Origin of the sequence: Lysinibacillus sp. Ag94, from assembly GCF_023242215.1 — a bacterium.
Lineage (GTDB): Bacteria > Bacillota > Bacilli > Bacillales_A > Planococcaceae > Lysinibacillus.
The window spans coordinates 2,381,493-2,399,477 of sequence record NZ_CP096780.1; the positions used below are offsets into that span (position 1 = coordinate 2,381,493).

16 protein-coding genes and 2 pseudogenes are annotated in these 17,985 nt (G+C 32.9%); 16 read left to right on the forward strand and 2 right to left on the reverse strand.

What is annotated here, in order from left to right:
• Positions 1-361: 361 nt before the first annotated feature.
• Positions 362-703 (forward strand): hypothetical protein, encoded by a 342-nt coding sequence (locus MY533_RS10995; protein ID WP_248715964.1) that lies wholly within the window; start codon positions 362-364, stop codon positions 701-703.
• A gap of 299 nt (positions 704-1,002) precedes the next feature.
• A complete protein-coding gene (locus tag MY533_RS11000; protein ID WP_371873239.1) occupies positions 1,003-1,254 on the forward strand; it encodes a GNAT family N-acetyltransferase in 252 nt (83 codons plus the stop codon).
• Positions 1,255-2,072: 818 nt separating this feature from the next.
• Here MY533_RS11000 and MY533_RS11005 read toward each other — a convergent pair.
• Positions 2,073-2,417 carry a phosphoglycolate phosphatase gene (locus MY533_RS11005; protein WP_248715965.1) on the reverse strand — a complete coding sequence of 115 codons (345 nt, stop codon included), beginning with the start codon at positions 2,415-2,417 and terminating at the stop codon, positions 2,073-2,075.
• A 964-nt stretch (positions 2,418-3,381) separates the two neighbouring features.
• On the opposite strand from MY533_RS11005, the gene MY533_RS11010 reads away from it, so the two are divergent.
• The 11 genes and pseudogenes from MY533_RS11010 (at position 3,382) to MY533_RS11060 (ending at position 15,459) form a co-directional block, all read left to right on the forward strand.
• The gene (locus tag MY533_RS11010; protein WP_248715966.1) at positions 3,382-5,286 is read left to right on the forward strand and encodes an acyltransferase family protein; all 1,905 of its coding nucleotides are present in this window, start codon (positions 3,382-3,384) and stop codon (positions 5,284-5,286) included.
• A 1,462-nt stretch (positions 5,287-6,748) separates the two neighbouring features.
• Positions 6,749-6,962: pseudogene (locus tag MY533_RS11015) on the forward strand (helix-turn-helix domain-containing protein); the annotation flags it as partial.
• A 63-nt stretch (positions 6,963-7,025) separates the two neighbouring features.
• Positions 7,026-7,988, forward strand: coding sequence for a helix-turn-helix transcriptional regulator (locus tag MY533_RS11020; protein ID WP_248715967.1), 963 nt, complete (start codon positions 7,026-7,028; stop codon positions 7,986-7,988).
• 75 nt (positions 7,989-8,063) lie between these two features.
• Positions 8,064-8,696 carry a type 1 glutamine amidotransferase family protein gene (locus MY533_RS11025; RefSeq protein WP_248715968.1) on the forward strand — a complete coding sequence of 211 codons (633 nt, stop codon included), beginning with the start codon at positions 8,064-8,066 and terminating at the stop codon, positions 8,694-8,696.
• A 219-nt stretch (positions 8,697-8,915) separates the two neighbouring features.
• On the forward strand, positions 8,916-9,557 hold the full coding sequence (bluB, locus tag MY533_RS11030) for a 5,6-dimethylbenzimidazole synthase (protein ID WP_132362230.1): 642 nt from the start codon (positions 8,916-8,918) through the stop codon (positions 9,555-9,557).
• Between the two features lie 104 nt (positions 9,558-9,661).
• A pseudogene (locus MY533_RS11035) lies at positions 9,662-9,916 on the forward strand (aminoacyl--tRNA ligase-related protein); the annotation flags it as partial.
• Positions 9,917-10,117: 201 nt separating this feature from the next.
• Complete coding sequence (locus MY533_RS11040) at positions 10,118-10,723, forward strand: undecaprenyl-diphosphatase (protein ID WP_248715969.1); 606 nt, start codon at positions 10,118-10,120, stop codon at positions 10,721-10,723.
• A gap of 82 nt (positions 10,724-10,805) precedes the next feature.
• On the forward strand, positions 10,806-11,237 hold the full coding sequence (locus MY533_RS11045) for a GIY-YIG nuclease family protein (protein WP_248715970.1): 432 nt from the start codon (positions 10,806-10,808) through the stop codon (positions 11,235-11,237).
• 810 nt (positions 11,238-12,047) lie between these two features.
• Complete coding sequence (locus tag MY533_RS11050; RefSeq protein ID WP_248715971.1) at positions 12,048-13,094, forward strand: ornithine cyclodeaminase family protein; 1,047 nt, start codon at positions 12,048-12,050, stop codon at positions 13,092-13,094.
• 30 nt (positions 13,095-13,124) lie between these two features.
• On the forward strand, positions 13,125-13,994 hold the full coding sequence (locus MY533_RS11055) for a PhzF family phenazine biosynthesis protein (protein ID WP_248715972.1): 870 nt from the start codon (positions 13,125-13,127) through the stop codon (positions 13,992-13,994).
• A 523-nt stretch (positions 13,995-14,517) separates the two neighbouring features.
• Positions 14,518-15,459 (forward strand): oxygen-dependent tRNA uridine(34) hydroxylase TrhO, encoded by a 942-nt coding sequence (locus tag MY533_RS11060; protein WP_248715973.1) that lies wholly within the window; start codon positions 14,518-14,520, stop codon positions 15,457-15,459.
• A 176-nt stretch (positions 15,460-15,635) separates the two neighbouring features.
• On the opposite strand, the gene MY533_RS22130 is transcribed toward MY533_RS11060, so the two are convergent.
• Positions 15,636-15,752 (reverse strand): YdhR family protein, encoded by a 117-nt coding sequence (locus tag MY533_RS22130; protein ID WP_256469404.1) that lies wholly within the window; start codon positions 15,750-15,752, stop codon positions 15,636-15,638.
• A gap of 249 nt (positions 15,753-16,001) precedes the next feature.
• On the opposite strand from MY533_RS22130, the gene MY533_RS11065 reads away from it, so the two are divergent.
• The 3 genes from MY533_RS11065 to MY533_RS11075 all read left to right on the forward strand — a co-directional run bounded on the left by MY533_RS11065 (position 16,002) and on the right by MY533_RS11075 (position 17,448).
• Positions 16,002-16,427, forward strand: a complete 426-nt coding sequence (locus MY533_RS11065) for a hypothetical protein (RefSeq protein ID WP_248715974.1) — start codon at positions 16,002-16,004, stop codon at positions 16,425-16,427.
• A 49-nt stretch (positions 16,428-16,476) separates the two neighbouring features.
• Positions 16,477-16,836, forward strand: a complete 360-nt coding sequence (locus MY533_RS11070; RefSeq protein WP_248715975.1) for a hypothetical protein — start codon at positions 16,477-16,479, stop codon at positions 16,834-16,836.
• Between the two features lie 360 nt (positions 16,837-17,196).
• Positions 17,197-17,448 carry a hypothetical protein gene (locus MY533_RS11075; RefSeq protein WP_248715976.1) on the forward strand — a complete coding sequence of 84 codons (252 nt, stop codon included), beginning with the start codon at positions 17,197-17,199 and terminating at the stop codon, positions 17,446-17,448.
• The last annotated feature ends 537 nt before the right edge of the window (positions 17,449-17,985 follow it).

The following is a 17,985-nucleotide window of genomic DNA, read 5'->3' on the forward strand; positions in this document are numbered from 1 at the left end:
AACCAAAAGAACATCTTCTAAATAATTATTATGTGTTCAAAATCATCCCATTATCGTTAAAGAGGAGTGTTATCGTTCACATGAAAAATATAGCGAGCTTCGGAAATAGAAGCCGAAAAATACAGATATTGTACGAGGACATGAATCTACGGACACCCGAAAAGTCATTAAATAAGCAATTCTTTAGAATATGTCTCGGAATTTTTGTCCAAATCCAGAGACGGAAATTTCCAAACAAACATGTTGAATTTTTTTATGTAAACCAAAAAGAAATAGTTGTTGATGGATAAGACCAATCACAGTTGGATAAAATATTTGTGAACTTAAGAAGTTCAAATTTCAAGGATTGGGAGGACTAAATATGTCATCTGAAATGGGAGAAATACATCGTACTGGTCGAGACATTAACGACGTAATAGTACATTTTGGTGGGCAAGCTGAGAGTGTTTTTAGTTCATTGGCTGAACAAGGTCGACTTTCAATACAAAAAAAAGCAGACGAATTAGCTGCACAGTATCTTGAATGTAATCCTAATCCAGACTATTATGATTGTGTTGAAATTGTAGCGGAAGGCGTTTTGACAGCAGGGAACGAAATAAAGGCAAGCAGTGGTTCTTGGGGAGAATCAGTAGATGCCGCACTCGGTGCTGGTGTTGCAATTCCAGCTGCAAAAGTAGCTTGTAAAAGAATATCGATGTCTTAACATTAATTTTTGAAAAGCGTAGGCGTAAATAGCTTATGCTTTTTGTTATTTATTGATTTCTTTTATCCTTTCCTCGATAGTAATTTTGGTTGTCAGGACATACTTGTCCATAATATCTGTAGTATGTAACAAGTCCAGTCAATAGCTACCTATTCAGCATGCAATGAGGAAGCTTCGCAACGTGAATTTCCCAATGAAAGAAATCCTCAATGTTAAGATTAAAATGCCACCACAGTAAAAGCATATTTTAAGACTTCTTTTAGTTAAGAAGCTGCTGGCAATTTAAAGGTAAATGTCATTTGAACATATGGGGGGATGACTTACTAGAAATTGAAAGAATTTACATTAGAAATAAATATCAAGGAAAAGGACTTGGAAAACATTTAATTAACAAAGCGATGGAAATAGCTGTAGCACAAAACAAAAAAAGCATCTGGTTAGGTGTTTGGGAAAAGAATGATAATGCCATTGGTTTTTACAAGAAAATGGGTTTTATCCATGAAACACGTATTATGGAATTTAATGAGCACCGTACAAAAGCATTAGCATAACAGTGTAAGTAACTAAAATACTAAACGCCTGTATACATTAACAAAATGACGGGCGTTTAGTATCTAATAGACGTCTTCTATTGATTGGTCTCAATTGATACTCTAAACTTTTAATAGTGGCAGGGGGCTTTTTATCAAAATGAAAGGCCATTAAAATAACTTCTTTTACCAAGTCATCTACTTCATTTTGTTTTTGACGAATCAAGAGACCTTCTTCACTAATCTAACAACTTCGTCTTCTCCTCTAAGCGGGCGTATTTTTCTTCTAAGCCTACTTCACGCTCTAAAGGGCTGCCTGAAGTATGTATTCTGGCATCTTCAAAGCTTATAGCCCATGCTCTTTATAAGCCGTACACCAACGATTGTGAAGCTCTCCGAATACGTGTTGGACCAACGGCTTCAATATCAAAACCCACCTCAAGGAAAATTTAACTTGGATATTTTCCTTTATCATATTGATCAAGAAAAAATTCTTTAAATTCATCTGTATAAGTAATCGCGTTTGCACTTACCGTTTTAACGTATGGATTTAATTTTAATTATGCTTGTTGTTGTTTCGAAAATAAATTTTTAGTCATACTAGTTACCACCGTTCGTTCTTTTCTTCATTATAAACAAAAAATATCCTATAAGTGACCTTTTTGAAAGCGTCTATCTTATAGTGTACATTTTAGTGAAAAACGATCTTTTTGTGAGGGATTTTAATATTAATTGCCTTAGTACACACTTTGTAAGGATCAACGAGAGAAATTGTGCAATAAAAAAACAGAACAGTTAACAATTAAGTTAACTGTTCAAAGAGGATTGTATAAAGTGAATTATGCGTTCATATTAACAGATTTTACTTGGTAATCATCTTCAGAAGTATCTACAACAGCAGATATTTTCTTATTTTCATTACCGACAACATAACCTTCTAAATATACTTCATGTGTTGCGTATTCACCTGAAAAACTAACTTCATTTATTGTAATATCGATATTGTTTTCAGTTTTAAAATGCTCCACAGTAGTTTGTATTGCTTTTTCTTTAGTATCTGACCATGCTTCTTCACTAAATTCCTTAGGCATACCTTGGTCGATAAGGAAAAAAGCCGCTACAGCTAGAGCAATAATTGTAGTACCGCCAAAAATAGCTAAAAATCTTATTCCTTTGTCTTTCATTAAAATTATTCCTCACATTTTCTTATTGTTATACAACAAAAGCTATTCTAAAACATAATTCCAGTTTTAACAATTAAATTTTGGTGACATGAGACTTATAATTTTGTAAGTTTTAGTTTCAGGAGGTCTATAGGTACTGAGAATATTTACTTGAGGCAAGTTATGTAGAGATTTAAACAATTAAGATGTGAAATTATCCAATAACAGTAAACTTGCGCAAGTTACAAATCCAATAGCTACATAATGGAGGAGGACTAGCCACAAGCAATATGGAAGTAAAATCAATGTATTACTTCTATAGAAATTACAGGATGTTATACTTTTTTATTTCATACTTTTGTAACAATTGTAATATTACAGTAATATCCTTCTTCAATTAACTTTTCCGCTAGTTGAATGGTAATAATCTTCGAGAAATCAGCCTGTAAAGGTAGTTAAATGGGTATTGCGTAGATGAATATACATAATAAAATTTTTAAGATTATTTTAAGGATTTTATTATGTATTTTTTTAGAGGTTTGTTTTATAATTTAGAACGTTATATTACAATTGTGTTACGATTACATTACATATTTTAAATCGTTGTTAATTTTTTAGGAATCACTCTCCTTACTTAATATTAAATAGAAATATAGAAAGTAAAAGTTCTCTTTTATCCCTAAGTATTTTGTGAATATTTATTGTGGTGAAAGAAAGCCTTTTCAAAAGAAAAGCACCCTAGTATAGAATTCCATTTTATGAACGTGAAGATTCGATACTTTCCTCCTTGCCCTCAGGAAGTAAATTTAGATTTTCGAACACTTTGTAGGATATTTTTTAAACTTTTAGTATCTAATAGGCTTTTAATTTAAGCGAAGGAATTGATAATAATTGAAGAAAAAGGGGACGATGTTTAGCTTTATATTAACATTTTAACATCATAAATAACGTTGATAAATTTTGTGTAGTGGAGGAATAGAGAGTTATGTCAGGCAAGACTTTTAATCATCGTTATATCCCAGGACTAGACGGTATTAGAGCTTTATCAGTTTTAGCTGTAATTGCATATCATTTTAGCTTCGGTTGGGCAAGAGGTGGGTTCTTAGGAGTAGATATATTTTTTGTATTATCAGGTTATTTAATAACCTCTACAGTTTTACCTTTAAAAGGGAACCAATTGACTGTTAGTTTAGGTCAATTTTGGATTGGGCGGTTTAGACGTCTACTACCTGCAGCGTATGTAATGATTATGACTACATTCGTTTGGGTAATGTTTTTCAACAAGGAGCTTTTAAATTCGTTACGTGGAGACGCAATATCCTCTGTTTTTTATTCAAGTAATTGGTGGTTCATTTTTCATAAACTATCTTATTTTGATAGCTTCGGATCTCCTTCCCCTCTAAAAAATTTATGGTCATTAGCAATCGAGGAACAATTTTACCTTCTTTGGCCAATTCTATTGATTATTGGGCTTTATGTTTTTAAAAAGCAAAGTAAATTATCGATTTTCGTTTTTATTGCGGCTTTAAGCTCCGCAGTGTTAATGTGTATGCTATATCAACCAGGGCAAGACCCAAGTAGAGTATATTATGGGACAGATACTCGGTCATTTGAGTTATTAATAGGCTGTTGGTTAGCTTTCGTTTGGCCTATGAAAAAACTTACATCAAAAAAATTATCAAATAAAAATGTCAATACACTAAACTCTATAAGTGTGATTTCTTTTAGTATCATTATTTTTTGTCTTATTTTTGTTGATGAATATCAAACTTTCCTATACAAGGGAGGTATGTTCCTTTTCTGTATAAATGCAGCTATATTAATAGCCTGTGTTTGTCATCCAGCTAGTTATTTAGGAAAACTACTCTCTTGGAAACCTCTATGTTGGCTTGGCTCAAGATCCTATGGAATTTATCTTTGGCATTATCCAATTATAGTGCTGGGTACTCCAATACATGAAATTGGGAATCCTGCCTATTGGCGTGTAGGCTTACAACTAGTACTTATACTGGTAATCGCAGAACTATCTTATCGTTTTATTGAATCGCCAATTCGTAAACAAGGATTCCGATCATTTTATCGTAAATATTTTGTGTTTAATCTGAAAAAATGGGGAAGTATTACTTTAACAAATAAAATATCAACTATACTTATTTCTTTATTCCTAGTAGCGTTTATTACTGGAATCGTAGGTATGGGTGGAGAAACACAAAAGGATTCAATGAAGGATCATCCGACCGATATCAAAATAAATGGGGAAGAACAGTCTACTAACAGTAAGGAACCTGTTAAGAATTTAGAAATAGCTGAGAAAGATTCTTCTAAAGAAGATAATAAAGAAGCAATTGAAACAACTAATAAGGTCCAAAAGGAAGATAATGTTTCAGATGCTGTTTCTATTAAAAAAACTTACAAGGGTATACTAGCTATTGGAGATTCACTAATGATAGATATTGCTTCAAGCTTGCAAGAAATATACCCTAACATAACAATAGATGCAAAAATCGGGCGACAAGTCCATCAAGCTGTTAAGTTGGTACCAAATTACGCTAGTTTCAATCAATCAGACAAGGCTGTTATAATTCAACTTGGCACAAACGGTTACTTTACTGATAAGCAAATTGAGACACTTCTTGGAGCTTTCTCGAACGCCAATATTTATTTAGTCAATACACGAGTACCACGTTCATGGGAAAGAAATGTAAATGATGCATTGTATGAAAAAGCACAAATGTACGATAATATCACATTAATTGATTGGCATGCCGCAGCGATTAATCATCCGGAATATTTTGAACCAGACGGCGTTCATTTAGTACCAAAAGGGGTTAAAATCCTTACCGGCTTAATTCAGCAATCAATAAATAACGGGACTAATAAATGGGCATAGCTACTATATATAGTGCTCAATTTTTTAGTAGAGAACTTTTATAATAATGTATCTCTTGATATATAGTAGGTTTTTGAAAGGTCACTCATTGTTTTTAATGAGTGACCTTTTTTAAATTTATTATTAATAATGAACTTTTTAGTTTTATCGCATAAGTATTATTGAATTTATCTACATATGATAAATCAGAAGGAGAGTGATTTCTTCTGAAGAAGTTAACTATAATATATTGCAATGCAAACGGTAAAGGTCATGTGATTAATAAAATTGAAAATACGATATCTGTATTACCTAATGTAGGTGATAAAGTAGGGTTAGGAAATGCATTTTATAACGTAGAAAGACGGGACTTTGTATATTTAGAAGAATATAATACTGTAGAAGTATATATTTACTTAAATTAAAGCATAAAGTCCGTCCATTAATGTAGTGAACCCCAAAAGTTAGATTTAACCAGCATGGAGATATCCATTCTGGTTTTTCTTTATGTAACCAATATTTCACGTTAGGTAAGGAAATATTATTCGGAGATAAAGAAAAAGATCACTATTATCGATGGTCTCCAATTTTATTTTCGTAAAGGAACAATACGCCAATACATAAAGCATCTCCATACCCACTCTATCAAAAATTACCAATAATTATTTGTATAATCCATGTAAAAATACATAATCGATAAATAATTTATGTTGGAGTATTGCAGTTTGACCTAGATGTGAGTCTTATAGTTTCTTTACTGGGGAGACGGTTTGTCAGGTTAATAAATATTATTTTTCTGGATTATTTAACATGTTAACGGTAGGGGAACTAACCAACCTTTAGTCTTATTAAGACATAGTAGTTTAACGCCCAGCTGAGCTTTCGCTGCATGGAATTGACCATTCAACCCATAACTATGCTACATGTAACTAGTACGGTAAAAATATCACCTGTTTTAGATTTAATAAAAAACAGCTCCTCTGACAAAATAGATAATTAACGAACTTTTTCACATTATACTACCATGAACATTCGTATTTAATAAGTAAAAATGCGATTCGTCCATCGTCTGAACGCTTCTCAAATTGCATAAAACACGAATAATATATTTAAAGTTATCTTTCTAAAGTGTTTGCAGAACTAAACTTTATTTTTTATTAAAGGACTATAATCCATATATGATATGATTACAACCTAATAGAAAAGGGAAATCCCTAAGTTAGACAATGTTAACGTTACTTCTAAATGTTAACCCCGCGGATTTAATGTTTTACGATTTTTATTTAGAAAAACAGGTTCTGTTGCATAAATTTGATAGAATCTTAAAGAAGCTTTATAGGATGCCAGAAGCGGAATTAAGTGTAGGTGAAGGGGCAATATCCGTTCTTTTCCGTCTATTCGAATTGTTTCATTCACCAAATCAACTTGTTCCTAGGTTAATGAAACGAGTTCAGACCTGTTGTTGCTTACAATTTAAACATATCTTATCCGTATGCGGCAGCGTGAAAGGATTGAACTGGCCAAGAAAGAAGGAAAGTTTAAAGGTCGGTTAAAGAAGTATCATTAAAATCATGCAGGAATGAATTATGCAGTAAAGCTTTATAAAGAGGGAGAAATGACTGTAAATCAATTTGTGAAATTACAAATGTGTCTAGGGCCTCATTATATATAGAAAGCTATCGGAAAGGAACAGTTGATGGGTTATACCAAAAATCGGAAATATATAATAGAAAATAAATTCCTTATAGAGGTGGAATTATATGCCTAAAATTGACAATATGTTAGCAATTCTATGGATGCTTCGTTCAGGTGAAAAAATTACTGCAAAACAAATTGCAGAAAAGTTAGAGATGAATATAAGGACTGTTTATCGTTATATTGATACACTTTCAACAAGTGGTGTACCTATAATTTCAGACACAGGACATAACGGTGGATATACTTTATTAAATAATTTTATTGAAGCTCCTCTTTTTTTTGATTTTGAGGAGCAAACTTCACTATTTCACGCTGCTGTTTTTGCAGAAGAAGCCGGATATTATGGAGGTGAAGCACTAAATAGGGCCATTTCAAAACTAAGTAAATACTCAAATCAAGAGCAGGAAACAAAGATAAATCAACATTTAACTAGTCTTGAAGTAATAAGTCGATTAAGTTCACTCTCTACAGAACCTTTTTTGAAGGAGTTGGAGCAGGCCGTAGCTGACGGGTACTCAGTAAAAATTCTTTACCATAAAAGTGGCGAAAAGCAATTAAATTATAGATTGGTCGATCCGTACAGAATTATCTATTGGAATATTAAGTGGTATGTGATTGGATTTTGTCATCTTAGGAATGATATCCGTAGTTTTAGAGTAGATCGAATTGAAAGTCTAATGCTAACCGAAAATACGTTTAACCGGCCAGAAAATTTTTCAGCACGTGACTTTTTTATGAAAAACCTCCTTCCAACTATAGAAGATAAAGAAGGGATTACTTCTTTAGTTATTAATGGGAATACAGGGACGTTGGGGGATCTTTGCCAACATTGGTTTTTAGGACATTATTTACAAGAACGGACTTCAAATCAAGCAGTATTTCTTCTTGAAAAGGAAATTATACATACATATGTACCTTATTTACTTTTACCGTATGGTAAAGCTATTCAAGTTATTGAGCCAATAAGTCTAAAAAAAAGACTTATTGAAGTTTTGTCGGAATTAATACAATTTCATCAAGTATGATAACTTCACTGACGTTAGCTGTCAGGGAAGTTATCTTATAATAGGCTATATTAATTGAGATTGGAGCGTTATAGAATGCAAACAAAAAAAGTGTATCTTTATGTATTTAATACAATGTCAGACTGGGAATATGGATATTTGATTGCCGAACTAAACACAGGAAGATATTTCAAAAAAGATATAGCACCTTTAAAAGTAATTACAGTAGGAGCTAATAAAGAAATGATTACTACGATGGGGGGACTGAGCATAAAACCAGATATTTCTCTTGATGAATGTACACTTGAGCGTAAAGATCTTTTAGTCTTACCTGGTGGGACTACTTGGAGTGAAGAAATTCATCAACCTATCTTAAGAAGAAGTGGCGAAGCTTTAAAGCTTGGTACTATTGTTGCTGCAATTTGTGGGGCAACTGAGGCTCTTGCGAATATGGGATACTTAGATTCTAGAAAACACACAAGCACTGACTTAGAGTATATTAAAATGGTCTGTCCTAATTATAAAGGAGAAAAATTTTATGAGGTGGGACCTGCGGTAACTGGTGAGAATTTGATTACTGCATCAGGGGTAGCACCTCTGGAATTTGCGAAGGAAGTACTGAAAAAATTAGATGTATTTGCACCCGATACATTACATTCATGGTATAACCTAAATAAGACCCACAAACCTGAATACTTCTTCCAGTTAATGAATTCAATAAATAGGTGAGCTAAAAAATCAACTTAGCAGATTTATATAGTTTAAATAATTACCATGCTCTAGACAATGTCAAAGCATGGTTTTTGAATATAACTAAAAAAGCTTATGGAGTATTGAAAATCCCTTAATTTTGTAATTATGCATTTTCCTTCAAACGACGTGGCAGAATAATGAAAAATCAGTTAATATTAAAAATAAATATTTTTGTAAAAGAAAGGGGAGAAATTTATGTTTTCTAATGAAGAAAAAGAGTCTATTTATAAAGTGATTTATAATAGGAGAGATATTCGAAGTTTTTTGTCAACTCCCATCCCTGAAAACATTATACATAGAATATTAAATGCAGCTCATCATGCACCTTCAGTAGGATTTATGCAACCTTGGAACTTTATTTTGATTTCCACTGATGAAATTAAAGAAAAATTGGCTTGGGCAGCTGAAAAAGAAAGGCGAGCATTAGCTATTCATTATGATGGGGAAAAACAAATGAAATTCCTTGATTTAAAAATTGAGGGTTTAAAAGAAGCTCCTTTAACTATTTGTGTTACATGTGATCCTACAAGAGGAGGTTCACATGTATTAGGACGTAATTCAATTCCTGAAACAGATATTTTATCAACAGCCTGTGCTATTCAAAATATGTGGCTAGCAGCTTGTGCTGAAGGACTTGCGATGGGGTGGGTAAGTTTTTATAAAAAGAATGACATTAGAGACATTTTAGAAATACCACCACACATTGATCCTATTGCTCTTATATCAATTGGTTATACTAATGATTACCCAGAAAAACCTATTTTGGAGTTAGCTAATTGGGAAAAAAGGCGTTCTTTAGAACATCTTATTTTCGAAAATAAATGGGGGCAAAACTAAAGACTTATTAATCTATCAGGATGCGTTACTTGAATGATGTTGAATTGCATAGGAAACTCTTATTGTGCATCCGGAATTAACCGGTGATTCAGGAATTCTAGACATCACAAAACATGTACCGCGAAATTTCTTCTTGTGCTAACTTTGAGGATTTCCAAGCACGACGAGCAAATATTCGCTGCCGTCGTGAGCCAAATGCAAACCCAGAATATGTTCATACATTAAACGGTTCAGGTCTAACGATTGGACGTACAGTTGCTGCTATTTTAGAAAACTACCAACAAGCTGATGGAAGCGTAGTAATTCCTGAAGTATTAAGACCATACATGGGTGGTAAAGAAGTAATTGCACCAAAATAAATAACGGGTAAGAGCTATTTTAAATATCCTTTACAGGTAATTGTATTGCCTTTTAAAATGAACTTGTCCTAAAGTTATTAGTTAAATTTCGAGTCAAAGTGACAATAATGTTAGATTTAACTCCTTATTGTCATCTTAAAAGATAGTTCATCGATATATCTTTTCTTATCATAGCTATATAAAGCTAAAGGAGAGAGTATATTGAACATATCGGAAATAAATAATAGCTTATTCAGAATGGTTAATAATCTAGGGAAAGAATTCCCATTCACCAATTTACCAATGATTATTATTGCTGAATATACAGTTTTTTTCTTAGCTATTTTTGTTATACTATTCTGGTTTACCAAAAATAAAGAAAACAAAATGATGCTCATTTGTGGAGGTATTTCATTTATTTTAGCTGAGACAATGGGGAAAGTTGCAGGATTATTGCATTTTAATCAACAACCGTTTGCGGTACTTTCAAATACCAATCAGTTAATAGAAAAAACAATAAATAATTCTTTTCCTAGCGATCATACCATTTTATTTTTTTCATTCTGTATGTCATTTTGGTTGTTTAAAAAAGGAAAATGGATTGTCTGGGTTTTGCTAGCAATATTAGTCGGAGTTTCACGTATTTGGGTTGGGGTTCATTATCCATTAGATGTTCTTGTAGGTGCTTTTATTGGTATTGCTTCTACAGTAATAATTTACTTTACAGTTCCAAGTTTAACAATAATAACAACCGTAATTACTAAATGCGAATCCATTGAAAAAGTAATCACTAGCAAATTTCATGAAGCCAAAAAATCTAAAGTTTAGATAAGATAAACGCAGGCAAACAATGAAATTGTAAAGTAAGGAATTCAAACGCTATTTTAAAGATATTCATAACGACTTAATTGTGCAACAAATTTTACCGTCAATTTTTGAGGGTGATGATTTTCCTGGTTATGACAAAGTAAAATTGTCATATCAGCAATTACATACGATTATAACTCGTGGGAAACGTGATTGGATCTCTGCTATAGAAAACCAAAAAGCTGTCTATGTTATAACTGATAAATCCAATGGTAAGCTTTACATCGGCTCTGCCACTAGTAATAGTGGAATGTTGCTACAAAGATGGTCAAGCTATGTTCAAAACGGACATGGTGGTAATCATGCACTAAAACAACTAGTAGTAGAAAACGGAATCGATTATGTTAAACAACATTTCCAATATGCCATATTAGAAAATTACAATGCAAAAATTGATGACACGATTATTTTACAACGTGAAGCGTTTTGGAAGGAAGTATTACAGAGTAGGTCGTTTGGATATAATAGGAATTAAATACACTAATGCTTGCTCGTTTATTTAAGTACGTTCTTAAGATTCACATTAAAACGATAACTAGCCGTGCTAATTATCGTTTTTTTCGTAGAATCCCAATCAGCATTTTTTACAAATCTTCCTCTCACTCGATTTAATAAACCTCGTCCATTTTTTGGCTCTATTAGGAATGTTTCCGAAAGAAAGCGCAACAATTAAAAATACATAAATAATAATCGAGAAACTAGCAGAGACATATAAGTATAGTCGCTATATAGGATTAATAAGGTGTTCTGACAGCCCATGTGGAGTTCATAATATTGATAGAGAAGAAATAGTCTGATATTAAAGGCTTAGTAGGTTTTTGAGTAAAAATTGAAGTGTGTGTGTTTTGTATTCCCTCAGATTTATTATTTTAAGGGAGGTTTGCTTTAGGGAGCCGAACAAATACGCAGAACTATGGATATTTTTGTTAAAGTTCGGGTTCTGCGCATGGGTTATTTGAGTTATAAGACAATTGTTTTTTTATAAAATTAGCTAGATTAATGATTCAAAACTTCAGGAACTAGAGGAGTTGATGATGCTTTCGAATCTCATACAGTGGTTATTCAATTCTCATTTTTATAATTATCTGCAATATTTAAATTTCTATATAAAACTTAAAAAATTTGTTCTGCTACCAATTCTGAAAGAGTTTCCTCCAAAATCATAGTACTTGTACTTTATCATTTGGTTGGTTAAATAACAACCAAGAATGGTTGGAGACTTTTTGTTGTTGTTCAAATACAATTTCATTAACAGATAGTAAAATTTTAAAGGAGAATGATCACTATGGTACCAATAAGAATTCTAAGTGATAATGATGTTAAGAACATTCTTGATATCAAGAATACAGTAGCATGTGTAGAAAAAGCCTATGCGCTTAAAGCCAACAATCAGGCGAGACTATTCTCCATGGTATCTGAGGTGATTTTTGAGGGTAAGGCAGAAATGGATATTAAATCAGGGATGCTTAATGAAGAAGATGTGTTTGGATTAAAACTCGTTTCATGGTTTGGTGATAATAAAAATCAAGGACTTCCAGCTATAACAGGGCTGAATATGTTATTTGATTTGAAGAATGGATTTCCTAAGGCAATGATCAACGCAAGTTATTTGACGGGAATGCGTACTGGAGCAGCAGGTTCAATAGGCGTGAAACACCTGTCAAAACAAGATTCAAAAACACTAATGATTGTTGGTACAGGAGTTCAGGCGATTTTTCAAATAGCAGCCACTCTATCTCAAGTTCAGACAATAACCAAGGTATATATATATGACCCCGTAAAATATGAAAATGCATCAAAATTACAGTATTCAATAAAGACGGAACTAGAAAAAATCAAAAATGATATCAACGATACTTATAATAAGAGCTGGAAACAAAGAATTGAGTCAGTTCAGTTTGTAGCTGTAGAAAATCCAGTGAAAGCTTTGGAAGAAACCGATGCAGTAATTACAATAACGCCTTCGCAAAAACCACTGATTTTTAAGGAGTGGATTAAGCCAGGCATACATTTCAGCTGTGTGGGGGCAGACATGACTGGAAAACAGGAAATAGATGAAAAGATCTTTGAGGTAGCTTCTGTATATGTAGATGATATTACACAAGCAACGACAGTTGGAGAAACACAAAGTGCTATAAGGGCTGGTATATTAGGCAAAGACAATTTGACTGAAATCGGACAATTCATACTTGGAAATGCGAAAGGACGTACAAGTGATGAAGAAATTACGATTTTTGATAGTACTGGCATAGCATTGCAGGATCTTGCAGTTTCAAAATATATTGTATCAAAAGCAGAAGAAATGAATGTTGGGACAATCGTGCAAATATAAAATCGACATACAATTTGGAGGGATCCTATTATGAAGGTAAAAGTTTATACATTAAATTCATTTGCAAAATCCATTGAGGGTGGGAACCCTGCCGGAGTGGTACTTAACGCTGATTATCTATCAGATGAGGACATGAAAAAAATAGCAGGTATCATCGGTTTTAGTGAGACTGCTTTTGTCATGAAGTCAGACCTTGCTGACTTCAAGGTTAGATTCTTTACACCTAATGAAGAGGTTGAACTTTGCGGCCATGCAACGATAGCAGCGTTCTATACACTTTCAAGCCAAGGATATATTAAACCAGGAAAGTATTCTCAAGAAACAAAGGCTGGAATTTTAAATGTAGAAGTAATGGAAGACCTATCAATTATGATGGATCAAAATGCTCCAAGCTATTATGAAATAATAGACAAGGAGGAAATTGCAGATTCCTTAAATATTACTATAGATGAAATGCTGGGAGATCTACCAGTGCAAATTGTATCTACTGGCCTTAGGGATATACTTGTACCGATTAGAAACTTAAATATATTAAACTCTATAAAGCCAGATTTTGAAAAAGTAACAAATATCAGCAATAAATACAAGACCATTGGTTATCATATGTTTACCCTTGAATCACTAAATGGTTCAAATGCTCACTGTAGAAATTTGGCACCTTTATATGGAATTTCAGAAGAATCTGCAACTGGTACATCCAATGGTGCCCTTTCATGTTATCTGTATAAATACGGTAAAATCAAACCTGAGCATGTTATTAATGTATCTGTTGAGCAAGGTTACTCTATGAAAAAACCTTCAGAAATAGTTATAGCGTTAACGACTCAAGGGAAAGAAATTATTGAGGTAAAGGTGGGCGGAAAAGCATTGAATTTGTCTGAAACAGAGGTTGAAATATAATTGTAGAATATAAATTTCTACTAAATTGAAATAATAAGATAGCCATTTAGTCATTTCAGATAAATAGGAAGAACTTTTAAAGGATGCAGGCAGGCTTTACAAATATCTCTAAAGATGATTATTTTCCATTAGTGACCATTTGTTTTGAAAAGACAAGGTAAATTTTAATTCCATGTCATCCGTAAAACATGGAAGGCTTTTATTATGCGCTGTGAGAGCGATTGAGATGGGCAACTGTACGTGTTACTGAATCTCGATTGCTTTCACAGCGCTATTTTAGAGTACGCATTTGAATTTCAAAGCAGGATTTTTTCTTCTTCCACAAACGGGCCAGATTGTGAAATATCATTCTTTATAAAAAAGTCCGCTGACCACTTCACAAATTCTTTGAAAAAAACTATATTTATACCCATTTCAGTCTAATTACCGATAGCATATTAAATGATTATCCTTTATGTTTAATAGGTCGTAAAAGACGCTATCAGGTATATCCTGCAAATATATGAAATGATAGGTGGAAACAATGAATTATCAAGTTTTATTATATTACCATTACACGAAGATTGAAGATCCAGCTGCGTTTTCAGCAGCGCACTTAGCAATGTGTCAAGAAATCGGTTTAAAAGGTCGTATTTTAGTAGCCAATGAGGGCATTAACGGTACTGTTTCAGGTACGATTGAGCAAACAGAGCAATACATGGCAAACATGCAAGCAGACTCATTATTTGAAGGCATTGTCTTTAAAATTGATGCGGTAGATGGGCATGCATTCAAAAAAATGCACGTACGCCCACGTCGTGAGTTAGTAAACTTAGGCTTAGAAGAAGATGTAAACCCTCATGAATTAACAGGTCGCTACCTGTCACCAGAACAATTCCTTGCTGAAATGCAAGATGAAAATACAGTAGTATTAGATGTGCGTAACACGTATGAATACGATGTCGGCCATTTTCGTGGCGCGATACGACCAGATGTACAAAACTTCCGTGATACACCAGAATGGGTACGTGCAAACCGCGAGCTATTCGAAGGAAAAAATGTTTTAACATATTGCACGGGTGGGATTCGTTGTGAGAAATTTTCGGGCTGGATGAAACGTGAAGGCTTTGGCGATGTCGGTCAATTACATGGCGGTGTTGCAACATACGGAAAAGACCCTGTTGCGAAAGGCCAATTATGGGATGGTCAAATGTACGTATTTGATGAGCGTTTAACGGTGCCAATCAATCAAGTAGAGCATGTGATTATCGGTCGCGATCACTATGACGGTGAACCTTGTGAACGATATATTAACTGTGCAAACCCTGAATGTAACAAGCAAATCATTGCATCTGAAGAAAATGAAGCAAAGCATTTAGGTGGCTGTACAATCGAATGTACAAAGCATGCGCGCAACCGCTACATCGTGCGTCACAATTTAACAGAAGAGCAAGTAGCTCAAACAATTGAGGCGTTACAAGTATAAGCAAAAGCTGTCTAAACTTAAAAAACGTCATTTTTTAAACACTAAAATACCCCTTGATACAGAGTAGTTTTTGCTGTATCAAGGGGTATTTATTTTGTCAATAGAAGACATAACAAATAAGATTAAAATCTCTTGCAAAAAAAAATGTTGGATTTGAAACGAGATGGTTAATTTAATTACTTAATTTGTTTACTTACCGGTCCTTTATAGATCTCAGTAAGTTTAGAATTAATGAAAAAGATTTTTCCATTGACATCTGTTACCCCAAAGCCAGCTAATCTTTTAGAGTGCATATCTAAATATTTTTAGCCGTTTCTTATGTTTCTAAAAAAATTTAAATGGTTGATACAGATGTAATAAAAGAAGGGATTGAATAGGCAGGGTAATGTGTTGTCGCTTTGGATGGTAAGGAGGTTTTATGAACTTTTCAGAAATTGTTTAAAAATTTTTTCAAAAGAGTGGTTTTCAAAGTAATAATTGTATTATAATTTCAGTGAATTAACTTATTAATTTAAAAATTCAGAAAAATAGAGGGGAATAATATGAAGAAAATTATTACTATATTGTTTGCAACTCTATTTATTTCTTTAACAGTTTTTGTATCCAATTCTTACGCTTCTGAAATTGATGATACTAGCTATAGTCAAAAGAAAGAAGTAATTATGGCCAATGACTTTAGCAATGCATCAAACTCTCAAATTATTACAAACTTATCATTCTATAAAAAACAAATTCTTAATTTAACTGATGAAGAGTTTGACAGATTTATGTATAATATCGTAAAAGATAATCAAAATAATCTTGATGAAGTTAAAGCAAATTTAGAACTAGTTGGCGTTACCCTAAACATAGATAATAAAGGTGCGGATGTAGGAATTGAACCAGCAGCTATCAAACCTTCTCAAATGACTCTAACAGCTTATTCAACTAAAAGATCAGGAGATTCTTTCTGGAGATTAAATAACTAGTTGGACTACTAATGGAGTAAGTGAAGTTTATGCATCAACTATAGACGTAGTGTCAATTGAATGGAACGCTAATGATGGTACTTATTATGATGCTGCTGTACCAGGTAGTCCTGTGTCTAAAAGAGATGGTAGTAAAAGTAGTTCTGGTGTCTACCTATTTAACGTAGAAGATGATAAGCTAAATTTTGATTCTTATGCAACTGTGTATATAAATAAAAAAACTAATAATGCTTTAAGTTACGGAACAAAATATATACACACTTATTCGACAGTTAGTACAACTGTTGGTGGTTCAGCAAGCGTTAACTACGAAAAAGGAAATATAACAGGTGGCCTTTCATTTGACGTTAGTATAAGTACTAATCAACAAAAGTGGTCGGTATGGGATGATAATGTATTATACTGGTAAGTAGTTATTAAAGTAAGTTAAATTAATAAGTTAATTCAATCATAATTGATGATAGAAAGACAATAACCTATGCTTGAGCATTAAGTTATTGTTTTTCTTTTTAAGTAGGAGGGATATTTTGAACAAAAGTCGGTTCATAGTTATTCTTTTGCTAGTTTTTTAGTAGTCGGGGTAGGTACTTATACGTATTATCGCTTTAACCCAATAATTAATATTAATACTAAAATAATTGAGCTTGATGAAAAGACTCAGGAAAAATACAATAATAATATAGATAAATCTCAGAAAAATAACTTTAAAAAACTAGAATTTACATTAAATGTAGATTATTCTGATAATATAGATGATTTAGAAATAAACATGCCTTATTCATTTCGTGAGTTATTAGGGGAAGACGTTTATTGGAACGGTTCTAGTTATCAAAATAAAGAACCAGAAAAAAATATGATAGAATATAAAGATGAAATCATTATAAATTATAAGCAGCTTGAAAATAAGGATATCAAAGATTTATTGAGTAAAGGAACGATCACAATAACATGGAAATTGGACGGAAAGAAGAAAAGTAAAACATTTAATATTGGAGAAACCATTACATTTTCCAGGGCATAGAGTGTAAGTGGTTATATTAAAAACCTTGCGGGATTGAATAAAGTGTACACTTTGTAAAGGACATTTTGAAAAAAAGCTAGGCTACCTCTTGATGCTGCTGTCTGTATTTTGCAGGCAGCAGCTTTTTCAAGTTCCATTGCCTCGATAATGGTTGTAATACATCATATAACTTTTCATTTCTCATTTTAATTCTTCTAGTGTTTCGCTTGTTTTCAGAATGGTTTCATATTTTGTGAGGATTGCATTCAACGGTTATCAGGAAGGCCCCAAATTGAATATTTTTCTGCGCAATTTATTTAAGTAGAAAGTAACTACAAACACAAGTGAAAGGACTACAGCTACATATTCGTTCGTTGGATAAACGAGTAGACCGAAACTAATAATTGCTTATTCGTATTTGTCTGGGGTTGAAATAGAGGTAGGAAGATAATGGTACAACAATGCATGCTATGAACTGAAAACTGGTAAAGTTATTGGTGCGAAAAAATTCATGGCCAAAAAGGTAAGGACTATAGCGCGGAATTACAGAAACTGTTG

What these genes read in the sequence shown, in the direction of transcription:
- MY533_RS11055 (WP_248715972.1), top strand. Translation starts at nt 13,125, where the DNA reads ATGAAGGTAAAAGTTTATACATTAAATTCATTTGCAAAATCCATTGAG.
- MY533_RS11005 (WP_248715965.1), bottom strand. Translation starts at nt 2,417, where the DNA reads ATGAAAGACAAAGGAATAAGATTTTTAGCTATTTTTGGCGGTACTACA.
- MY533_RS11025 (WP_248715968.1), top strand. Translation starts at nt 8,064, where the DNA reads ATGCAAACAAAAAAAGTGTATCTTTATGTATTTAATACAATGTCAGAC.
- MY533_RS11060 (WP_248715973.1), top strand. Translation starts at nt 14,518, where the DNA reads ATGAATTATCAAGTTTTATTATATTACCATTACACGAAGATTGAAGAT.
- MY533_RS11050 (WP_248715971.1), top strand. Translation starts at nt 12,048, where the DNA reads ATGGTACCAATAAGAATTCTAAGTGATAATGATGTTAAGAACATTCTT.
- MY533_RS22130 (WP_256469404.1), bottom strand. Translation starts at nt 15,752, where the DNA reads ATGCACTCTAAAAGATTAGCTGGCTTTGGGGTAACAGATGTCAATGGA.
- MY533_RS11065 (WP_248715974.1), top strand. Translation starts at nt 16,002, where the DNA reads ATGAAGAAAATTATTACTATATTGTTTGCAACTCTATTTATTTCTTTA.
- bluB (WP_132362230.1), top strand. Translation starts at nt 8,916, where the DNA reads ATGTTTTCTAATGAAGAAAAAGAGTCTATTTATAAAGTGATTTATAAT.
- MY533_RS10995 (WP_248715964.1), top strand. Translation starts at nt 362, where the DNA reads ATGTCATCTGAAATGGGAGAAATACATCGTACTGGTCGAGACATTAAC.
- MY533_RS11010 (WP_248715966.1), top strand. Translation starts at nt 3,382, where the DNA reads ATGTCAGGCAAGACTTTTAATCATCGTTATATCCCAGGACTAGACGGT.
- MY533_RS11075 (WP_248715976.1), top strand. Translation starts at nt 17,197, where the DNA reads ATGCCTTATTCATTTCGTGAGTTATTAGGGGAAGACGTTTATTGGAAC.
- MY533_RS11020 (WP_248715967.1), top strand. Translation starts at nt 7,026, where the DNA reads ATGCCTAAAATTGACAATATGTTAGCAATTCTATGGATGCTTCGTTCA.